We start from the raw sequence: 20,957 nt of genomic DNA, 5'->3' as shown, positions 1-20,957 counted from the left end.
TAAATTATGAATATTCTAACAAATTATATTAAAAAAGGATGAAACATGCAATATACCATTCTGCCATTATGGGAAAAAACAAACCCTTTTCACCGGGAAAAGGGTTTGCTGATAGAAATAGTTACATACTGTTTTTGCTTACATGATGACGCTGAAACTGTCTGACCGCACTTCGGTATTCATGATCGGGAATGACCTGATGCCTGATCGGTTCAGGAGCCTGCGGCGAAGGCTGTTCAGCAGCCTGCTTACGGACGGCATGCGGTTTATGCGCCAGCTTATGTCCCATGCCGGTCGCATTCATGACAAATGATAAACACACTAAAAGCAAGCTTAAGATGAAAGCAATAAGAAACAAATCGCTGTATGTCCCCATCAGCAGGTCATGCGGTGATTGTGTGCCGCGCGCGCCCCGAAGCGTGCCGGAAGCATCTCTTTTCGTAAAATACCCTATTAAAACAGGTGCGCCCATATAAATGAAAAGCCTCAAAAACTGAACTGCCGTCATGCGTTTCACCAGTTCCGGAAGCGGTCCGCCCAACGCGGCTCCCATCAGTCCGGCTGCCACAATAAGCCCTGTCCCGGCCGCCAGCATCACGAAAAGCCCCGCAAATAGAATAAGCGGTATATGATGATCCGCCGTCATCCATTGGAAATTCACGAACACCAGTATAACAGAGCCTGTTATGCCGAGCATGCCCGGACCGACTTTATCATATGCTAATGCACTGATGACAGCGGCGATGGCCACGCCTCCCAAAAGGCTCGCATAAAGGAATATCAGTTGAGTTTGTGACATATGATATGCGGTCTGAAGCTCCCCGTGAAATGCAGAAAGACTGACCGCTATGGAAATACTGCCCGCAGCGATCATGAAAACACCCAGAATCGGCTTTGGAATCAGCATAAGTTTAATCGAAATCAGCGCATGTTCGTTTCTGTACTGCATGATCAGCAAGATGAGAAGAATGGCGATGCTTCCTCCAAATCCCGCCAATGTCTGCCATGATGAAAAGCCCCATTTCGGCAGATGAATAAATGTATAGGCGGTCAGCACGGCTGATACACCCGCTAACAGAAAACCGATGCCGTCAAATGGAGATTTTTCAGCATTTTTATGAGCGTCATCCTGCAGCCACATATAACTGAAAATGAGGCCGAAAAAAGACAGCAGGCCAAAAATGCCGAACAGCCAATGCCAATGGCCGGCGCTTGCCGCCGCCGTGCCTAAAACGGTCCCCATAATAACGGACCCGTAAAATCCGCCGATTAACACAAATAATGCGTAATTCCGGCGCTCAATCGGAAACGAAAGCACCAGCATCGGAATCATAATCATCAGCATAGTACCCGCCGCAGCTCCCTGTAAAAAACGGCCCGCGGCGAGCGGATAAATATCATTTGTCACAGCAGCAAGGAGCGCTCCGATGACACCCGCGGCCATCGAAATCATATAGACAGGCCGGGAGCCGAATCTTTTTCTTAAATACGGCCCCGCCGGCACGAATAAGGCAAATGCCATATTACCGATAATAATCGGATGAAAAGAGTCAAAGTTTTCCCCGCCGACCGTCTGCCGGACAAGGCTTTGGACAGCCGAAAGAGCGGTATTCGACATCAGCCCCGGCCCGACCGCCAATACAGCGAGCAGAGAAATAATCCAGTGATGTTTTTCTTTCATGTGACAGCTCCTTTCTGACTATTTGACAAAGTGAAAAAGCTAACAGATCTCCCCCATTAGCTTGACAGAATTTTCATATCTTTTCATGTGAAGGATTGAACATAATATCTCATTTATTATTTCAAATCCGATGGAAATTGTCAATATAAAGCGCCGCCGTCCGATTACGCCTTTTTCACAATTTCCCACAATCTTTTCATTATTATCCCACACTTTTTGTTTAAGATGGAGTCAGTAATAATAGGCAAATCATGCTATGATGAAATAGAGAAACGGAGTGAACATGATGGATAACTATCGTGATGAAAATCGGACAGACCAAAAAGAACAGGAAGTCCTTTTAGTAAAAGAAAACCCGCAGCCGGCCGGATATTCCGCGCCGGACGAGGACAAGAAAAAACGAAGCTTCGGCTGGTTCAGACCGCTTCTCGGCGGAGTGATCGGCGGAGGGCTCGCCCTCGGCATCTATACATTTACGCCGCTTGGAGACCATCAGACTCAAGATACTTCCAATCCGGCTCCCGCTCAGGAAACGTCATCGGTAACCGCCAAGCAGACATCTTCTGAATCAGACAGCGGCAAATCGGCTAACAGCTCATCGGCAAATTCAAGCAGCATTTCGAATATGGTGGAAGACATTTCACCGGCGATCGTCGGGATCACCAATCTGCAGAAGCAGCAAAGCAGTTCCGATTTATTCGGATTCGGATCAAGCTCAGATTCAAACTCTAATTCGTCGGGTGATGATGCGGAAACCGGATCGGGTTCAGGCGTTATTTTTAAGAAAGCAAACGGCAAAGCGTATATCATTACGAATAACCACGTGGTCGAAGGCGCCTCTTCCCTTAAAGTGTCATTATATGACGGCACCGATGTAACAGCTAAACTCGTCGGCAGCGACTCTCTGACAGACTTGGCCGTTTTAGAAATCAGTGATAAACACGTGACAAAAACGGCAAGCTTCGGCAGCTCATCCGCTCTCAGAACGGGTGAATCCGTCATCGCCATCGGTGATCCGCTCGGAAAAGACCTTTCCCGCACCGTCACACAAGGCATCGTGAGCGGCTTAAACAGAACCGTCTCGATCTCTACGTCAGCCGGTGAGTCAAGCATCAACGTCATCCAAACCGATGCCGCCATCAATCCCGGAAACAGCGGCGGACCGCTCTTGAATACAGACGGCAAAATCATCGGCATCAACAGCATGAAAATAAGCGAAAGTGATGTAGAAGGCATCGGCTTTGCCATCCCGAGCAACGATGTAAAACCGATCGCCGAAGAGCTTCTCACGAAAGGACAGGTGGAGCGCCCTTATATCGGCGTGAGCATGATCGACTTGGAACAAGTGCCGCAAAACTATCAGGAAGGCACACTCGGGCTTTTCGGCAAACAGCTGAATAAAGGCGTTTATATTCGCGAAGTGGCGCAGGGCTCACCTGCTGCCAAAGCCGGATTAAAAGCAGAAGACATCATTATCAGCTTAAAAGGGAAAGAAACCGGCACGGGCAGCGAACTTCGCAATATTCTCTACAAGAATACGAAAGTCGGCAGCACCGTTGACGTGAAGATTATCAGAGACGGCAAGGAAATGACGAAAAAAATGAAACTGACTCAAAAAGAAGAAACATCTTCTTAACAAAAATCCAAGGCAGCCGCCTTGGATTTTTTATATACAGCTGAAACTTTAGGCCTGGATCAGCCGTATGACTTAGTGTACAAAGGAGGATACATACACATGAAACAAACCGGACTTTTGCTGGTCGTTACCGGACTGATCTTGCTGCAGCTGAGCATTAGCTTCCTCAGCAAAACGCTGCTTGGGGAATGACGCTGGGTGCAAGCATTTTACTGAACCTTTCGGGAACCGGACTGATCATGCGCTCTCTGCACACGCAGACCGGCCGCAGATGAATGAAAAAAGCCGCGGGACATTCTGTCATCCCGCGGCCTTTATTTCTGACATAAAAGCACCCTGTCTGGCCGGACAGGGTGTTTCGGTTAAGACATATGCTGGTCCCGATAAATCTTTTCGTTTTTCATGCCATACGCTTTTTGCACGATATAGAGCGGACGGTCTTTTGCTTCGTCATAAATCCTTCCGATATATTCGCCGATCATTCCGAGCATTAATAGAACGATTCCGCTGAATAACAGCTGTATCACAATCAGAGAGGACCAGCCCGTAATGGTGCTGTTCGTAAACAGCTTCATGTATAAAACGATAAACATATAGAGAAAACCCGCTCCGGACATGATCATTCCCGCATAGCTTGCCGCCTTGAGCGGTTTATGAGAGAACGTTGTGATCCCGTCCATGGAAAGCTTCAGCATTTTTTTAAGCGGGTATTTCGTTTCCCCCGCAAGCCGCTCATCACGTTCATATTCTACAGCAGTCTGCTTAAAGCCGACCCAGCTGACGAGTCCTCTGACAAAAGGATTTTTTTCTTTTAATCTTTTCATCTCATCACAGACTTTTCTGTCCAGCAGGCGGAAATCTCCGGTGTCGAGCGGAATATCAATATCAGTCACGCTCCGCAGCAGCCGGTAAAACATAGAGGCCGTCTGTTTCTTGAAAAAGGTTTCTCCCTTTCGTTTCGTTCTGACGGCGTACACCACATCGTAGCCTTCTTTCCACTGCTCAATCATATCAAGGATTAATTCAGGAGGGTCCTGCAAATCGGCGTCAATGACGGCGATTGCATTCCCCTCTGCATAATCCATACCCGCCGTGATCGCGATCTGATGTCCGAAGTTTCTGGAAAAATCAATAATTTTCACTCTCGGATCAATCAGACTTTGCTCTCTTAAAATCTCAATGCTGCGATCTTTGCTTCCATCATTGACAAAGATCAATTCATAATGCTCTTTTGTTTGATCCATGACTTCTTTCAGGCGCTGATAGGTTGTCTGAATGACGAGTTCCTCGTTATAAACCGGGACGACTATTGAATATTGAATATGTCTGCTCATGTTTTTTCCTCCTATTCATCAGATTGAAGTTCGTATAGTGAAGCTGACTGATTCATTCCGCCCGGCCCGCCGCTCATTCGGCTGTTTTTACCCGCGGCCTTGCTGCTTTTTGTATCAGCCGGATCACTATTTTTCGTTTTCTGATCTGTGCTTGATTGCCATTTATCTGAAGATACTTTCTTTCCGTTTTTCTCAACCCACTGCACAATATCGTTATTTCCGCCTTTGCCCATTCCGGATGTTAAGAAGTATTTTACTTTCCCTTCTTTTACGAGCTTTTTAAATTGAGTCAGCGTAATGGCCGGGTCAGACCCGCTGAATCCGCCGATCGCCATGACCGCTTTTTTCGTTTTAATAATGTAAGGCGCCGCCGTATTGGAATCGGTTGCAGCAAATAGATAGTCCGCTCCGGCGTTGTGTTTCTCTAAATAGTTGATCAGTTTTGTATTGACAGATGCGTTATCCATTCCCATGCCTTTTCCGCTTGTTGAAGCGAGCTGAGGGCCTGTTTCAGGCAATGAGCTGTTGCCTCCGTACAGAAGCGGTGTGCTCGCCCAATAAATCGGCATGACCATCAAGACGAGAAGGGCTGCAAGTGAAACATAATAACTTAGCGGTTTTTGGCGCTGTTTGAATACGAACAGGGCGATTGCTGCCATTGCGCCGAGAACGCCTGCTCCGATGCTCCAGCCTGCGCCGATTTGATCATTGTAGTTTCTGAGGATAAACAGCTCAAATCCGGTTGTCACAAGAATAGCGGCCGGCAATAGCCAAGTTTTCCATCCCGCCTGCTTGCGGTACAGATGAACGAGTGCGACCCATCCCGCACCGACAAGTGCCGCGATCGGAGGCGCCAGCATAATGAGATAATAATGGTGGAAAAATTCCGCCACACTGAAGAATCCGGCAATCGGCACAAGCCACGCTGCCCAAAAGATCGTTTCCTTCTGTTCTGCTGATAATCGTCTTCTTTCTCTCGCCCCGGCGATCAATAAACCGGCCATTCCAAAAATCGCAAACGGCAGGAGCCAGCTGATCTGATCAGATAATTCCGATTGGAAAAGGCGCAGCGGACCAGGAGTTCCCGTTCCGAACATTCCTGAACCTGATTGCATTTTCGAGCCGGTGCCTGTACCGCTTTTTCCTCCGCCGCCGGGACCGCCTCCGCCACTTGGAGGACCTCCTTGACCGCCGCTTGGCATTTTCCCGTTAGATGGAGGTGCCGTCATACTGCCGTTTTGTGGTTTGTCTCCGCTTGCTGAACTGCTGCTTGAAGACTGGCCAGGCGGTTTTTGCATTTGTGAAGAACCATCGGAAGAAGACATCTCTTTCGATGCGTTTCCGTCCGGCCCGCCCTGGCCGCCGCCGGAACTTTGCCCTGTCAGCCGCTGAATCCCGTTATATCCGAAAGCCAATTCCAACACGGAGTTTGTCTGGCTGCTTCCGACATATGGCCGTTTGCCGGCAGGAATATTGTCAACAATGAGCGGCCATGACAATGAAACGGCTGCTAAAACGGCTAACGCGCTTACCAATGAAATGATTTTTTTCTTAATCGTGGTGTTTGCCGCAATCATATAGAACAGCAAGAAGGCCGGCAAAATCATATAAGCCTGAAGCATTTTTGTGTTAAAGCCTGCTCCGACGACAAAAAATGCCGCCAAAAGCCAGATCAGTCTGCCTTTTCTGATCGCTTTAAAGAGAAGCCATGTGGCGAACAAGAGGAAAAAGACCAGTAAAGCATCGACATTGTTCGTCCGCGCGACCGCTACTGCGATCGGTGTACACGCCATGACAAATGAGGCGATGCGCGCCGCCGTTTTTCCGAACGTCGGCTTTATTAATAAGTACATGAATAGAACTGAACCTACACCCGCCAATGCCTGAGGCAGGATGACGCTCCACCCGTGCATACCGAATATCAGCGCGCTGATCGTTTGAATCTGGTATGTAACAGGCGGTTTATCTACCGTGATAAACCCGGCTGCGTCAAATGAAGCGTAAAAGAAATTATGAAAGCTTTGAAGCATACTCGTTACCGCTGCGGTGTAATAAGGATTCACCGTATCGTCATTCCAGATGTTGTACATATTCAAGAATGCGGAAGCGAGTAAAATGAGAATGAAGACTGCGTCTATCTCGCGTTTTTTCATTTTCACCTGTGTTTTCACTCCTTTTGTTTAACTTTGAACAAGTGTAACAACCAAATGTGAAAAATTTATTAATAAACAAAGACAATTATTTTGCCGTTTACAAATAGGTAAAAAGAATGACAAAACAGGTAAAAAAGCAAAAAAAAGATGCCCCCGTCAAGCCGGGAGGCATCTGTCATGATTTCTGATTTACTGTATCGGTTTCAGCCGTGCTTCTATTTCAGAACGGCGGTGTTCGAGATAAGGCGGGAGCGCAACCGTTTTGCCTAGCTCTTCAGGTTTTTCATCAACCATAAATCCCGGACCGTCCGTTGACAATTCAAACAGAATTCCGTTCGGCTCCCGGAAGTACAGCGCTTTGAAATAATAACGCTCTACAATGCCTGAGTTGCTGAAACCTTCTTTCGTAATGATGCGGTGCCATAAAGCAAGCTCCTCTTCATTCTGAACGCGGAAGGCCACATGGTGGACGCTGCCTTTCCCCGGACGCTCGCGCGGAAGATCGTTTCTTTCAATGAGATGGACTTCTGTACGCGCGCCTCCGTTTCCGGATTCGAGCACCGTAACCGTGCCCCGGTCTTCATGCGTTTCTTTCCCGATTTCAGTGAAGCCCAGCACATCGGTTAACACACGCAGCGTCGGTTCTGCATACGGGACGGTCAATTCAACGGGACCAAGACCGCGGAAAGAATATTCTTCCGGTATGCCGCTTTGCTTCACCGCTTCACCGATGTCTTTTCCTTTTTCGTCAGCTGTCAGCACAAGCCGCTGTCCTTCATGATCCCAAAAAGCGAGTGTCTCTCTGCCCGCTATTGTCATGATGCCGCCATGAGCGACCTGATGCTCTTCGAATCGTTTTTTCCAATATTGCAGCGCTTGTGCATCCGGGACACGCAGGCCGATTGAAGAAATACTGTTTGTTCCCGCATGAAACGGCGCAATCCGCGGAATTTCGAAAAACGTCAATTCCGATCCCGGATTGGCTGCTTCATCACCGTAAAATAAGTGATACATCGTCGGTTCATCCTGGTTTACGGACTTTTTCACAAGCTTCAGTCCCAGGATGTTCCGATAAAAATCTAAATTTTTCTGCGCATCAGCCGTCAATGCTGATACATGGTGTATTCCATTAACTTTCATTATGTTATCCTCCAGTCAATTATCTCGATTTCGAGATATTTTATATATACAATTTATGTTATCCGGATCGCAAAGTCAACCCATCTGCTTCACAGACGGTCTGCAGACTGCCGCTCCCCAAATAACGAACCTTCAATATTAAAAAACCATTAATGTTCGCTTTTAAAACGGTATTTTTTCCTTCTCAAAAGCAGAAACCTTTATCTTTTAGGGAAAACAACAAAATCAGAAAATTTATTTTATTCGTGTTTCAGCAATTAGGGTTTACAATATGGAAAATAGTTTTTTCAGCATGACGATTTTACATCTGGAGGGATAGGATATGCAGATTGAAGAGAACGGACTTAAAAAAGAGATCGGCCTTACCATCGCCCTCTCACTTGTTATCGGCACCATCATCGGTTCCGGCGTATTTATGAAACCAGGCGCCGTGCTTGCCTACTCCGGTGATGCGAAAACCGCGCTTATCGCGTGGCTGTTAGGAGGCATTTTGACGCTTGCCGGCGGCTTGACCGTTGCGGAAATCGGCACTCAGATTCCGAAAACGGGCGGACTTTATACATATCTCGAAGAAGTGTACGGCGAATTTTGGGGCTTTTTGTGCGGATGGGTTCAAATTATCATTTACGGCCCCGCCATTATCGGAGCAATCGGCTTGTATTTCGGCTCTTTGATGGCGCACTTGTTCAATTGGGATTCCGGCTGGTCTAAATTGATCGGGATTTCAGCCGTTTTGTTTTTAAGCATCATTAACATTATCGGAACGAAATATGGCGGCATCGTCCAGGGAATTACGACTGTCGGCAAATTGATTCCGATTATCTGCATGATCGTGTTCGGCCTTTGGAAAGGCGATCAGCATATTTTCACAGCCGTCACAAGCAGCATGTCGGACATGAATTTCGGCGCTGCCATACTGGCCACCTTGTTTGCTTATGACGGATGGATTCTGCTTGCGGCACTCGGCGGCGAAATGAAAAATCCGGAAAAGCTGCTCCCGAGAGCGATGACGGGCGGACTGCTGGTCGTCACCGCCATTTATCTTTTCATTAACTTTGCGTTGCTGCACATTCTTCCTGCGACCGACATCGTCAAACTCGGTGAAAATGCGACCGGCACCGCTGCCGGAATGCTGTTTGGCGACATCGGAGGAAAATTGATCAGCGTCGGAATCATCGTCAGCATCTTCGGCTGTTTAAACGGAAAGATTCTCGCTTTTCCGCGTGTCTCGTTTGCGATGGCGGAACGGAAACAGCTGCCGTTTGCCGGGCAGATTTCGCGGGTGCATCCGACGTTCCGCACCCCGTGGATTGCCGTGTCATTTCAGATCGCGCTGGCCATTATTTTTATGATCGCCAGCAATCCCGATAAGCTGTCTGAAATCTCTATTTTCATGATTTATATTTTTTACGTCATGGCCTTTTTCGCCGTGTTTATCCTCAGAAAAAAAAGCGGCGGAAAACCGCGCGCCTACAGCGTGCCTTTGTATCCGATCATTCCTGTTTTGGCCATCGCGGGTTCACTGTTTGTGCTGATCAGCACGATCATTACAGATACACTGAGCTGCGCGCTGTCCCTCTTGATCGGCCTCGCCGGGCTGCCGCTCTATTTTTGGCTGAAAAACGGCAGAAAAAACTGACAAAAACGGTTCCTTTTACGGGAGCCGTTTTTTTTCTGGCAAAATCACGTGCAAAAGTTGACAGCAAATTCACATCTTTTGTTATACTTTTTAAGCAAGATGTCTGAATTCGAAGTATGTTACGTTTTTTTGGCGAAGTGGGTAACATAAGAAAAACAGGATGAGACACGTTTTTACGAAAAAATCAAGAGGCGTTTTTTTCGACTTTATCTGTTTTTTTTCGACAAAAGGCTATATAATAATTTGATGTGTGCATTGTCTCATTCAAACAATGGAGGGTTTTTAATGATAAAAAGAAAAAAAGATAAGTTCTCACTCCTTTTAACAGAAATCGCAAAAAACATAGACGAAACCGCAGAATATTTTGTCAACTTTAAAGTGACGAACCAGACGACTTTAAAGGAATTTGCCGATACGTTAAAAGAGTTTGAAACAAAAGGAGATAATCATGTTCATGTCATGATTAAAGAGCTGAACAAAGCTTTTATCACTCCCATTGAACGTGAAGACATCCTTGAGCTGACAAACAGCCTCGATGACGTGCTTGACGGAATCGAACATTTTTCAGCAATGATGGAGATTTTCTCGATCACTTCTTCCGATGAGCATATCGATAAGTTCAGCGGATACATCAGAGAGTGCGCGAAGGAAATTTTAATCACGATTGAACTGCTTGCAGAAAACCGATTGAAGGACATTCACCCTCACGCCATTAAAATTAAGGAATACGAGCACAGCTGTGATAACCTGCACCGTAAATCATTAAAAAATCTGTTCGGCACAGAAACCGATCCGATTAAAGTGATTCAGTACCGCGAAATTTACGAAACGCTTGAGGAAATTGCCGACTCTTGCCAAAGCGTTGCCAATAACCTTGAAACCATTATTATGAAAAACGCGTAACGAGGGGTTATAATGGATACTCTATTACTTTTAACGATATTAATTGTCATATGCGCTTTGGTATTTGACTTCATTAACGGATTTCACGATACCGCAAACGCAATCGCCACCTCAGTTTCGACAAAAGCGCTGAAGCCGCGGCACGCAATCGTCATGGCCGCCATCATGAACTTTCTCGGAGCAATGACATTTACCGGTGTGGCGAAAACCATTACAAAGGACATTGTGAATCCTTATACATTAGACAATGGGTCAGTTGTCATTCTTGCGGCTCTACTCGCCGCAATCGCCTGGAACTTGATCACATGGTATTTCGGCATTCCGAGCAGCTCTTCACATGCGATTATCGGAGCGATCGCCGGAGCGGCCATTGCAGCGTCAGGTTTTGCGACGCTTAATTATAAAGGGTTCATTAAAATTATCGAAGCACTTATTTTATCACCGATCATCGCCTTTGTTCTCGGCTTTATCGTATATTCGATCGTGAAGCTGATTTTTAAAGACAGCAATTTGGCGAAAACAAATAAACGCTTCCGCAGAGTGCAGATTTTGACGGCTGCCATTCAGTCCTATACACACGGAACGAACGACGCGCAAAAAGCGATGGGTATTATTACGATGGCGCTTATGACGGCCAATTTACATAAAAGTGATGCCATTCCTTTTTGGGTGCAGCTCTCTTGTGCCCTGGCAATGGGTCTCGGCACATCCATCGGCGGCTGGAAAATCATTAAAACCGTCGGCGGAAAAATTATGAAAATCCGTCCGGTAAACGGCGTATCTGCCGACTTAACCGGCGCAGCCATTATTTTCGGGGCCACGTTTATTCATCTCCCTGTCAGCACGACGCACGTCATTTCGTCTTCCATTCTCGGTGTGGGCGCTTCCCACCGCGTAAAAGGCGTAAACTGGGGAACGGCTAAACGGATGCTCATTACATGGGTCATCACCCTGCCGATTGCAGGTACACTCGGCGCCATCGCCTTTTTCATCCTAGATCTCTTTTTCTGATGACATCCGCTTCTTTACAGAAGCGGTTTTTTTTGTGACAGGAAAATGATGTCATGACATAGAATGAACATAGCAGACCATTTTTCAAATTGTGAGGGATGCTCATGCTTTTGTTTTTTCAGATTATGGTGTGGACGATGGCGGCCGCGCTCATTTTATATGTGTACGCATCCTGGCGGTATGAGGCAAAGGTAAAAGAAAAAATGTTTGCCATCCGTAAAACGTGGTATTTACTATTTGTACTGGGCTCCATGGTCTATTGGACATATGATCCCGAATCGCTCTTTGCCGCATGGAGACAATATTTGATTGTTGCCGTCTGCTTTGCCCTTATTGATGCGTTTATCTTTTTGAGCGCGTATATCAAAAAGCTCGCCGGCAATGAATTAGAGACGGATACGCGGGAAATTTTAGAAGAAAATAACGAAATGCTTCACTCCTATCTTGAAAAACTGAAAACCTATCAATATCTGTTGAAAAATGAACCGATCCATGTATATTATGGAAGTACAGAAGCTTATGCGGAAGGCATCAGCAGACTGCTGGCCGCTTATGCCGAAAAAATGAATGTCACGGCTTCCTTGTGCGACTATTCCGCACAATCGGATAAGGACCGCTTGACGGAGCATATGCCTGATGCGGCGGACGTTCAGTCCCGTCTTAACCGTAAAGACGTCTACTATGATCAAAAAGGCAGGCTTGTGCTTATTCCGTTTACAGTCCAGAACCGCCATTACGTGATCAAACTCACGTCGGAAAACCTGTTGACGGAATTCGATTATTTGCTTTTCACATCGCTAACGAGCATTTATGATTTAATGCTGCCAATAGAAGAGGAAGGTGACGGTTAAATGGAGCAGGCATTTCAAAACGGGCAGCCGGAACAAAGAGCGAAACCGTTCAAAATGTTTAAAAAACGTTCAATGACAAGTATCGCAAGTTACCAGGTCAGCCCTCATACCGCCAGAATTTTCAAAGAAAACGAGCGGCTGATTGACAAGTATAAACAAAAAAAAGCTTGATTACACTAAGGACAGGAGACACGGCTCTTGTCCTTATTCCTTTTTTCCATATCTTTCATATAATAAAACCAACAAAGAGATGCGACAGGTGATGATGTGAAGAAAATTGTCAGGCGCGTAAAGTTTGTGGATTACGGACGCTTCGGGCTTTCCGCTTATTCGCTGAGGATGCGGGCGAGGAATCTCAGGCTATTGAACCGGTTAAAAAAGAAAAAAGGCTGAATCCCGCAATGTGAACGGGACTCAGCCTTTTTTTGTTAAAGCTGCATCAGAATTTTCGCTTTTACAGCGGGACCGTAGACGCCATCAGACGTCAGTCCGTTTACAGATTGGAAGCGGGCCACGGCATCTGCCGTTTTCGGACCGTAGATACCGTCAATGCCGTTATTGACAGCTCCTTTTTCAGGATAGAAGTAAAGCGCGGCGAGCGCGTTTTGCACCTGGTATACCTTTTCGCCGGACGTGTACGGCTCTGTCAGCTGAATCACCTCGTCCGGAAGAGAATACAGTGCTTCAACCGGCGGGCTGACGATCAGTACTTGTCCGACTTTAATCAGGTTCGGGTCAGCGATGTTATTCCATTTCTGCAGATCGGCCACGCTGACGCCGAATTTCCGCGCGATCGCCGACAGCGTATCTCCTTTTTGGACGGTATACGTCTGTCTTTCCCCAGAACCGATTCCCGCTTTAAACTCATCCCATGTATCCAACAGTCTTCTCGGACAAAGCTTTCCTGACCAATGCTTGTGCGCAACGACATTTGCAAGCGGGATGCCGTGCGAGGTCATTAATGTGCGGATGAGCCATTGGGCGTTTGCCACGGCCTGTGAAAAGTTGCCGTCTGCGTTTTCACAAATTTCAATACCGATGGATTTACGGTTGCCGTCCCCGTTTCCGTCACCGGCATGCCAGCCGTTTTCGTTCAGCGGAAGATGCTGATAAATTTCCGTATCATCGACTGTGAAATGCCAGCTTGTCGGTGTATCGGGATTTTTCACATAGCTTGCGTGACTTTTGGCGTTAGCTCCGACTGCGGTATTGGCTGTATTGTGCACCGTAATGTAAATCGGTGTCATTGCATAGCCTGGACGGTTATTGTTTCCTGCCGGGATAAAATCCTGTGTGATTTTTACCATATTCTCATCTCTCCTATTTCGATAAATTGTTTATTTTTAATAAAGCCTGCTGTTTTTTCCCTTTTGCTGTAACGTAATTGTTTTTAAACCAGGCGGCGGCAGTCGTTATGATTGTAAAAACGGCCGACCCGGCGGCATACAGCGTATCTGCAAGCTGGCTGACCTGGTCCTCCTGAATATTCAGCGGCGATTTGCCGAACATCAGCAAAGTTTGATTCAATAAAGCAAGCAAAAGAAGCACCGTCCTGACGACCGTGCCTTTGTCCGCGAATTTCATATCGGTTTCCCCCTTACTTTTGCAGCAGATTGTACATGATGGCGATGGCTCCGCCAATGACGCCCGTGCAGATTGCTGTCACGATCGCTCCTGTAATGGTCCGCTTAATCCATGTTGTGTTTTCGTCAATTTTGTTCAGTTTTTCATTCAGCGTCATGATTTGCTGATCCTGCCGGTCGGATACCCGCTCTAATGCGGCCACCCGCTGTTCAAGCACCTTTTGTTCACCTTTGATGCCTGCGAATTCTTTTTGCACCGCTTGTTCATCCAGAAGCACTTCAGCTCCCCCCTCTTACATTGTTCTCACCTCCCTTCGGAAGCTTCATTCTTACGAAAATGCCGTGCCTTTGACAGAAAGGCTCCCGCCGGAAATGCTTTTGATTTCCATGACGATTTCCTTAAAGCCGGCAATATCAAATGACCACACTTCTTCTGTGCCTGACGTACCGGCGGCTGATGTCCCGTCATCAGACTTGATTCCTCTGATCGGCACGTTTTTTCCCGAGATGGATCTCCCCCAAAAGGCGACATGGCCCGACTCAGCGGTGCCGGTGATTTCGACGAGAAGTTTTTTCCAAGCGCCCGCCGAGAAGATGCTTCCCTCGCCCGCCTCTGCTGCATTTTCATGAAAAATCACATCTGTATATGAAAACGCCATGTCACCGCCCGAACCGACAGATTGGTATAAAACAAATTCGGACTGTTTTTGATTTCCATTTTCAAAACGGAACCGATAATATCTTTTTGTCAGGCTGACCCAACCCGAAGCGGTCAGCACTCCGCCTTTTACTGCGACAGAATGTGAAGCCGTCCACGAATTGTTATCCTCGCTCTCTTCGATAAAAAGAGTTCCGCTGCGGTCCGAATAAGCCCACCCCTGTGCTCTGTCTATTAAGACGGCTCCTAAACGGTCTTGTCCGAATTGGCTGTAAACTTCAATCGCTTCTAGCGGCGTATTGGTAAGAAGCTCTGCCATTCCGGACAAATCAGCAACAGGTGTGACATAATCGTTTTTGTTACCGCGATAAGCTTTTACGGCGCCGGGCCTGCCAAGTTGATCGGCGGGAAATTCAAATGAATGCTTTTTCATTGGCCGTCCTCCTTTTCTCATTTATTAAAAACGACAAATAAAAAAAGCCGTTTGGCTTATGACACAGCATTTTTATAATTTTCGTATGTTTCACCCGTTATTTCTTGAAATTCCTCAGGCGTGATATACTTCGCGGCCACACCTTCAGCCAGATCTTCGGCAGAGCAGTCATCATAGCCCATAGCCTGTTTTACCATTTCTATTGTGGCCCACTTATAAAACAAAGCGTAAACCCAAAAGTTAAGTCTCTTCATTTTTTCATTCTCCTTTTACGTTTAAGAGTTCCAGTTTTAAAGACGCTATTTGTTCACCTAAAGTTTTATTCAACATCTCTGTTTTCTCCCTTGCTACCACTTCGGCAGACAATTGTACACCTAAAGCATTTTGAGCTTGTTCTGCTTGTTTTCTCGCTAGTTTTTCATCTGCCAGTTGCTGTCCGATTTCTTTCAACTGTTCCACAATGGGATCCGGCTCCCCCACATCCTGATACTTGTTTTTTTGATTTTCCTTATATTCTTGATCAGCAGATTCGTTCCAAATTTTATTTACTTCATCAAACTGCGGCCTCCATAAGCCGTCCGGAGGTTTTATGGTTGTTGAGTTTTGCGGCATTATACTTGATGTACTGTCTAAGATTTCAGGCCTTTGAAAATAAAAATTCTCATCATACAAAAAGACTTGCATATTCATCCCCCATTACAAAGTGAAATTATTATCTATTGAAATCCCTGTAATATTCCCCTCTATTTTGGCATATTTCCCGTTAATTCTCAGTTCTCCCGTTGGTTCGGCATAATATTTTGTTATCCCGGTTGTTCCAAAGAGTGGGGCAGCCATTGATTTCTGTGTTGAAGGATGAGCTTCAGAAGGAAGTACAGCAAAAACGCTGTCGAAATCTGGGGGAACCACTTCACCACGTGTGAATACTTGGTTGCCCCACACTGCATACTGAGGATTTCTTGCGCCAGCCTTATGCCCATTAATTAGTGTTAAATCATACCAGGTCATTTTATTAAATTCTTCTTCAGTAAATAGACGTTTCCACCCCTTAAAAACACCGTCTGTATGAACAGTCGCGATCCATACATTATTATCGTAACTTCTCCAAGCCAAAATCGACTTTCTACCTGACTCACTCTCAATCACATCATAGTTAAACAAGGAATTATCATTTTCAACCGGATTGTTTTTCAGCTGAGCACCCATTCCATAATAAAACCCCGAGCTCAGTGCCAGTATGTCTGATCCGCTTTCTAAGCGTGTCCGTTTCCCATCATCCTTTGTCAATTTCGCCAACTGGCCGCCGTTCCATTTGTCTCTTTCGATAGGACTTATATGAATTGATGAATCTATCGCATGTGCATCGACCTTTGACTGCGCTCCAGCTATGGATTCAATTGGATACCAATTGATTGCTGTTTGATTAGTGTTATAATAAAACCACCATGCATTACCCTTCACGTCTACAGCATAACCATTACCTATTCCCGGCTGCCCCACTAACTGCATACCTCGGAGACTCGTATTTGACGGGTTGTCTGTTACTGCATTGGTTCCGTAAAAAGTTACAGAACCAACATCTTTTAACGAGTCATAAAACGAGCCGGAAGTTAAATTGATTTTTTGCGTGCCGTTATCAGCGGTGATTTTAAACAGCTGCCCTGCATTCCATGTATCCTTTTCAGCTTTCGTTACATGGATATCAGTCTGATTTGTGTGGGCATCGACTTTTTTTTGGGCGCCTTCCGAAGTTTCTAACTGAACCCAATCAGACCAGCCGGAAGCTTTAAGGGTTTTTCTCCATGTGCCTCCTTCATAATCCATTGCCAGAGCCTCACCATAAGACTTGAATCCGATATATAAGCCTCTGGTGGAAAGCGGAGGAGTATGAACTCCCGTGTTATTTGTGTAAAAGAAAAAAGATTGATTAAGCTGGTCTACAATTTGATGAAAATCCAAGCCATCTTGTATACTTATTAAATATTTCCCTGAATCATCCGTCAGCTTTGTTAACTGCCCGTTATTCCACTTCTGTCGCTCTTCCTTCGTCACATGCCGGTCCAGATCTTGATTGTGCCGGTCAAAATCTTTCTTTGCTGCCTGCTGGACATTGTCTACGTTTCCGAGGCCGATTTGCGCCTTTGTCGTTTTGTGCGGGTTGTTCATGTCGTTTTTATGGGCCGCCAGATCCGTGTGTGCGTCATTTATGCCTTTTTCCCAGCGGTTGACGTCATCTTCGTTAATCGGATCGTCCGGAAGCCAGTCTGTTTTTTCTTCGTAAGCCATCGTTACACCACCTCAAAGGTAAATCTTAAATCAAGCGTTCTGTTATTGCTGAGATCTAAATTTGTTTTTCGTTCTGTAATGACGCTTCCTGTTTCGTCAAGCATCTGCACGGTTTCAATGTGTTTGACGTCTTCTTCCCTGCGTGTGAGAACGGTGACTGCGGCTTCTTTTACGGAAATGTCCGCAATCGGAGTTTCTTTTCCGTTTAACAGCACTTTTGTGATCCTATTTTTCAGATCGGCTGCGGCACGCTGTCTGTAAGCGGCTGATATCATGGTAAGACCACCTCGTTATTGTTGAGTGTGACGGAATAACCGACCTTCAGTTCACTGACTTTTCGGTATCTCCGATTGTTGAGAATGACACGGTCTTTGATTTCCAGTGTTTCGTTTAATGCAGCTCTCAGTGTATACGCCAAATGAGCGGGTTTGATTTTTTCAAGCGTTTCAATCAGCTCGTTCATGTGCTGCAGGTCATCAAGCCCGATATCGGCATAAAAACGATACTGCCCCGGAAACATCCGAACGTAAGCTGACGGATGTTTTAAAAAACGGTTTAGCGCCTGCTCGATCGCTTGATGTGTGATGGGCGGAATATTCGACATCTTTGAAATCAGCCTGAGCCGTCTCATATCCTCCGTGTCACCTGATTCCCGCGGTATTTTTAATATTTTTTCCCAGCGTTCAAGCCCCCACGTCGCCGTCGTGATAAAGAGCTGATCTGTCAAATCGAAAATATTGTTATTCTGCCGCTCAAACTCGGGAGCTTCCGCCTCAAGCAGTTGTGCCATTTCCTTTAATCGGGTTAAAAACGGCGGGAGGTACGCCGTCATCTCATCGAGTCTGCTCAAGGATTGTCACCTCTTTGAGTTTAGGAATTTCCACGTCACTGAGCACGAGGTTTTCCGCCGCACCGTTCATTTTGATATCGGCATAGTCACTGACGGATGCCGAGTTATAAACGATGTTGTTAATTTGTGATAAACGGACGGTGTTTTCTTCGAAGGCCATTTTCTTAAATAAATTCAGGACGCCTTTTTCAATCTCCGCTTTCACGTCATCGATCGAGCTGTTCAGCTCAGGCAGCACGGAAGCGGAGATTTCGATTTCTTTCCATACGGCGCTTTCCACCGTTACTGCCGCTCCGATCGGCGCCTGTCCTTCTCCCTGCCCTTCGTCCGGATCAATATAATCCTTTACTTTCTTGATCAGAATATCTGATGCCGGTTCCAAATTCGCATTTGTGATGACAACCTTCACCGTTCCGGCTCCGTTCCAAAGCGGGAAGATTTTCGCCCTGCCGACGCCGTCCACCTCTTCGGCCCATTGTTTATAGTGCTGTTTATTTGCGCTGACTGCTTCCCGGCGGACACGGGTAAAATAGCGCGCCCTTAAGCTGTTGTCATCTTCTTCCTCACGGCCGGGAATTAATATATCGCGCACGACTGCTTTCTCAAGCCCGGGTATCGTATCAAGCGGCAGCAGGTTCTGCCCTGAAATGCCGGCATTGCCCGCTTCACCGGCTGTTTCACATTCAAGCGTTCCATCCCCCGTATATTGAAAATACAGGTTATCAACGAAGAAACGAGAGCCTGGCGGAATGGTGATGCCCGCTGTGAATTCTCCGGCTCTGACCGCTTTTGTGGCAGGTGTTCGTTCAATTCCCGCTTCAGCAGCCCGCCTGTCCAGAAATTCTCCCTGAGCCGTATCGGAAAACACGAGCTCCAGCACGGTATCAAGCCAAATATAAGACTTTGCGAGCTCAGCGGCCGCAGGCGCGAGCGCATTGTAAATGACGCTGCCTTCTCTCGTATCAATATCTGCCGTAATGCGCGTCAGCATTCTGTCCATAATGTCGTCAAACGTCTGAGCTTCAAACATCCTCACCCAGCACCTCCTCTATCTCAAGCATGCCCTCATCAGTTTCAACGGTAAAAGAGACGGTGAAGGCATCATCTTTTTTCTCAATCTCAAAATTGGTAACAGCCAAAATACGGTCATCATACAGCAAGGCTTCTTCTATCAGTCTTGGAATCTCCATTTTTTTATAAGCATCCGTCGTGTTCTGATCTGAAAGCACTTCCTGCAGTTCATTTCCGATATCATGGCTGAAAACCGAATATGAATACCGTTCTGTGTGAAGAGCGATATAGACGAATTGTCTGATTGCGTCCAGTCCGTTTATCAGTTCATTGGTAATCCGGTTGTTTTCAAAATCAATTCGGTAGGTTTGTGAAGTTTCAATGGCCTCACTCGCATCCTCCAAATCTTCAAATTCGATTTCCGGTGTCAGGGCCATTGCACCCGCTCCTTTTAGATTTGATCATGTAAAAAAGCCCTCTTCGGATGATGAAGCGGCTTTAATAGGCTGATATTCTCTTACATTTCCGTCCGAACGCCGGTTAAATTTTGTCCAGTACAAAGAAAGACTGCCCTCCTGTTAAAGCGGCGGTCATCACCCGATCTCCCGCCTGGAGCTGATCATCTTCTCCGGATCTCAGCCGCTTCGGCACAATGAGTGCATCAGACGGAATCAAAAGTTTGTCGTGATCTTTCAGTTTCAGCTCAAGCGGCGAAACGGAGGTCACTTCGGCCGGCATCAGCTCTACCGGTGCTTCGGCGTCAACCGCTCCGACGGCTAAATGTTTAATGGCATCACTTAATCTCATCAGGATGTCCCCTCCGGAAGTGAATTTTTCTCCGTGACGTCAATCGTCATGGTATGTTTTGTTCCTTGGAATTCATGGCGGTCCGTATCTACATAATAGGTTTTCTTCAGCCCGATTTCCGGAATTGAGATATAGACAGGCAATCCGCTTTCCAACCCAGGAATACCGATCGCCTGTATATTTTTCAGCTCTTTCTTAACGCCTTTTTTCTCAGCCTGCTTCACTTTTGCGCGCTGTTTCAGCTGGGCTTCGTTAATGTCGTCAGAAACCGTTTCGGTATACTGCAAAACGCCGAATGTTTTCATGCCCGCGCTGTCTGACGCGGAAGCCTTTATCGTTTTATTGTCTTTTTGCAGCCGCATGACGACACGGGTTGCGGTGTCATCAATTGAGGTGCTGTATTGATACCCTGTGATATTAACTCCTGTTTCCAGCACCCATATGTCAGACGGCTCCGGCCATTCACGCAAGCCGAGCCTGCCTTTTTCTGAATAGAGCTGATAATTGCGTCCCGTCTGGCTTTTTGTCTGCTTTAACGCTTTTAGCATCATATCGTAAAGGCTTGTATCATTTTTAAAAACAAGTGATTTAATGGTATGGCCTGTGTTGGCAATGGATGTGACGGGAATTTGAAAATCACTGGCGATCCTTTTTAATATTTGATCGGCGCGCTTGTTGGAAAACACGTAAACGTCCTGGTTTTTCACAAGGTATTGAAGCATATCGTATGCGGTGAAGGCGACGGTATGCTCATCGGGCGTTCTTGCAAAAACAACGCCGCGGAACAGCTCTTTTCCGTTCCATTTGAACAAAACCGTATCCCCTTCTGATACGCCGTAATACGTCTGGCTGCCCTGCTTTACGACAATCGTCGCTTCGATGGAGCGGGGCGCCTGATATCTGTGTCCTTCCAGCGTTACGCTTTCTGTGACAAGCTCGAGCCACTCCGTTTCTTTTATGACAAATAGTTCAATCATCTTT

24 protein-coding genes are annotated in these 20,957 nt (G+C 46.4%); 7 read left to right on the top strand and 17 right to left on the bottom strand.

The features are described 5' to 3' along the window. Window positions 1-121 precede the first annotated feature (121 nt). Window positions 122-1,681, bottom strand: coding sequence for an MFS transporter (locus NYE68_RS07275; RefSeq protein WP_324635925.1), 1,560 nt, complete (start codon window positions 1,679-1,681; stop codon window positions 122-124). 286 nt (window positions 1,682-1,967) lie between these two features. On the opposite strand from NYE68_RS07275, the gene NYE68_RS07270 reads away from it, so the two are divergent. Next, a complete protein-coding gene (locus NYE68_RS07270; RefSeq protein WP_152600986.1) occupies window positions 1,968-3,317 on the top strand; it encodes a trypsin-like peptidase domain-containing protein in 1,350 nt (449 codons plus the stop codon). Window positions 3,318-3,679: 362 nt separating this feature from the next. Here NYE68_RS07270 and NYE68_RS07265 read toward each other — a convergent pair whose 3' ends face one another. From NYE68_RS07265 to NYE68_RS07255, 3 genes are all read right to left on the bottom strand, one after another. After that, window positions 3,680-4,651, bottom strand: a complete 972-nt coding sequence (locus NYE68_RS07265) for a glycosyltransferase family 2 protein (protein WP_007610846.1) — start codon at window positions 4,649-4,651, stop codon at window positions 3,680-3,682. An 11-nt stretch (window positions 4,652-4,662) separates the two neighbouring features. Further along, the gene (locus NYE68_RS07260) at window positions 4,663-6,810 is read right to left on the bottom strand and encodes a glycosyltransferase family 39 protein (protein ID WP_031378807.1); all 2,148 of its coding nucleotides are present in this window, start codon (window positions 6,808-6,810) and stop codon (window positions 4,663-4,665) included. A gap of 183 nt (window positions 6,811-6,993) precedes the next feature. Further along, the gene (locus NYE68_RS07255; RefSeq protein WP_031378808.1) at window positions 6,994-7,944 is read right to left on the bottom strand and encodes a ring-cleaving dioxygenase; all 951 of its coding nucleotides are present in this window, start codon (window positions 7,942-7,944) and stop codon (window positions 6,994-6,996) included. A gap of 322 nt (window positions 7,945-8,266) precedes the next feature. Between NYE68_RS07255 and NYE68_RS07250 the strand changes: the two genes are divergently transcribed. From NYE68_RS07250 to NYE68_RS07225, 6 genes are all read left to right on the top strand, one after another. Continuing rightward, window positions 8,267-9,583, top strand: coding sequence for an amino acid permease (locus NYE68_RS07250; RefSeq protein WP_007610842.1), 1,317 nt, complete (start codon window positions 8,267-8,269; stop codon window positions 9,581-9,583). A 285-nt stretch (window positions 9,584-9,868) separates the two neighbouring features. Then, entirely contained in the window at window positions 9,869-10,486 is a 618-nt protein-coding gene (locus NYE68_RS07245; RefSeq protein WP_003154804.1) for a DUF47 domain-containing protein, read from the top strand. 12 nt (window positions 10,487-10,498) lie between these two features. Then, entirely contained in the window at window positions 10,499-11,497 is a 999-nt protein-coding gene (locus NYE68_RS07240; RefSeq protein WP_003154805.1) for an inorganic phosphate transporter, read from the top strand. A 104-nt stretch (window positions 11,498-11,601) separates the two neighbouring features. Next, the gene (locus NYE68_RS07235; RefSeq protein WP_007407256.1) at window positions 11,602-12,348 is read left to right on the top strand and encodes a type II toxin-antitoxin system SpoIISA family toxin; all 747 of its coding nucleotides are present in this window, start codon (window positions 11,602-11,604) and stop codon (window positions 12,346-12,348) included. After that, the gene (locus NYE68_RS07230) at window positions 12,349-12,519 is read left to right on the top strand and encodes a type II toxin-antitoxin system SpoIISB family antitoxin (protein WP_003154807.1); all 171 of its coding nucleotides are present in this window, start codon (window positions 12,349-12,351) and stop codon (window positions 12,517-12,519) included. A 96-nt stretch (window positions 12,520-12,615) separates the two neighbouring features. Next, a complete protein-coding gene (locus NYE68_RS07225) occupies window positions 12,616-12,741 on the top strand; it encodes a hypothetical protein (RefSeq protein WP_023356844.1) in 126 nt (41 codons plus the stop codon). Between the two features lie 35 nt (window positions 12,742-12,776). On the opposite strand, the gene NYE68_RS07220 is transcribed toward NYE68_RS07225, so the two are convergent. The 13 genes from NYE68_RS07220 to NYE68_RS07160 all read right to left on the bottom strand — a co-directional run bounded on the left by NYE68_RS07220 (window position 12,777) and on the right by NYE68_RS07160 (window position 20,953). Further along, the gene (locus tag NYE68_RS07220; RefSeq protein ID WP_007407257.1) at window positions 12,777-13,655 is read right to left on the bottom strand and encodes an N-acetylmuramoyl-L-alanine amidase; all 879 of its coding nucleotides are present in this window, start codon (window positions 13,653-13,655) and stop codon (window positions 12,777-12,779) included. 13 nt (window positions 13,656-13,668) lie between these two features. After that, window positions 13,669-13,932, bottom strand: coding sequence for a phage holin (locus tag NYE68_RS07215; protein ID WP_003154813.1), 264 nt, complete (start codon window positions 13,930-13,932; stop codon window positions 13,669-13,671). 13 nt (window positions 13,933-13,945) lie between these two features. After that, window positions 13,946-14,209, bottom strand: a complete 264-nt coding sequence (locus tag NYE68_RS07210; protein ID WP_003154815.1) for a hemolysin XhlA family protein — start codon at window positions 14,207-14,209, stop codon at window positions 13,946-13,948. Window positions 14,210-14,260: 51 nt separating this feature from the next. Then, complete coding sequence (locus NYE68_RS07205; protein WP_053573491.1) at window positions 14,261-15,022, bottom strand: hypothetical protein; 762 nt, start codon at window positions 15,020-15,022, stop codon at window positions 14,261-14,263. A 56-nt stretch (window positions 15,023-15,078) separates the two neighbouring features. Continuing rightward, on the bottom strand, window positions 15,079-15,276 hold the full coding sequence (locus NYE68_RS07200; protein WP_012117366.1) for an XkdX family protein: 198 nt from the start codon (window positions 15,274-15,276) through the stop codon (window positions 15,079-15,081). A 4-nt stretch (window positions 15,277-15,280) separates the two neighbouring features. Then, window positions 15,281-15,706 (bottom strand): hypothetical protein, encoded by a 426-nt coding sequence (locus tag NYE68_RS07195; protein ID WP_053573490.1) that lies wholly within the window; start codon window positions 15,704-15,706, stop codon window positions 15,281-15,283. 12 nt (window positions 15,707-15,718) lie between these two features. Continuing rightward, the gene (locus NYE68_RS07190; protein WP_053573489.1) at window positions 15,719-17,308 is read right to left on the bottom strand and encodes a hypothetical protein; all 1,590 of its coding nucleotides are present in this window, start codon (window positions 17,306-17,308) and stop codon (window positions 15,719-15,721) included. 2 nt (window positions 17,309-17,310) lie between these two features. Continuing rightward, window positions 17,311-17,583 carry a hypothetical protein gene (locus NYE68_RS07185; RefSeq protein ID WP_060674884.1) on the bottom strand — a complete coding sequence of 91 codons (273 nt, stop codon included), beginning with the start codon at window positions 17,581-17,583 and terminating at the stop codon, window positions 17,311-17,313. Beyond that, window positions 17,580-18,158, bottom strand: a complete 579-nt coding sequence (locus NYE68_RS07180; protein ID WP_324635926.1) for a YmfQ family protein — start codon at window positions 18,156-18,158, stop codon at window positions 17,580-17,582. Before NYE68_RS07180 ends, NYE68_RS07185 begins: the two co-directional genes overlap by 4 nt. Beyond that, window positions 18,142-19,188: a baseplate J/gp47 family protein gene (locus NYE68_RS07175; RefSeq protein ID WP_015417293.1), complete on the bottom strand. Its 1,047-nt coding sequence runs from the start codon at window positions 19,186-19,188 to the stop codon at window positions 18,142-18,144. Before NYE68_RS07175 ends, NYE68_RS07180 begins: the two co-directional genes overlap by 17 nt. Next, a complete protein-coding gene (locus tag NYE68_RS07170) occupies window positions 19,181-19,606 on the bottom strand; it encodes a DUF2634 domain-containing protein (RefSeq protein ID WP_015417292.1) in 426 nt (141 codons plus the stop codon). Before NYE68_RS07170 ends, NYE68_RS07175 begins: the two co-directional genes overlap by 8 nt. A gap of 103 nt (window positions 19,607-19,709) precedes the next feature. Beyond that, window positions 19,710-19,976, bottom strand: a complete 267-nt coding sequence (locus tag NYE68_RS07165) for a DUF2577 family protein (protein WP_007610818.1) — start codon at window positions 19,974-19,976, stop codon at window positions 19,710-19,712. Then, window positions 19,976-20,953 (bottom strand): hypothetical protein, encoded by a 978-nt coding sequence (locus NYE68_RS07160; RefSeq protein WP_015239687.1) that lies wholly within the window; start codon window positions 20,951-20,953, stop codon window positions 19,976-19,978. The genes NYE68_RS07165 and NYE68_RS07160 overlap by 1 nt, the downstream gene beginning before the upstream one ends. Window positions 20,954-20,957: the final 4 nt, after the last annotated feature.

It is taken from the genome of Bacillus sp. FSL R5-0447, assembly GCF_038606125.1.
Classification (GTDB): Bacteria; Bacillota; Bacilli; order Bacillales; family Bacillaceae; genus Bacillus; species Bacillus velezensis.
The sequence above is the reverse complement of the archived record's forward strand: the minus strand, read 5'-3'. Positions and strand labels throughout refer to the sequence as shown.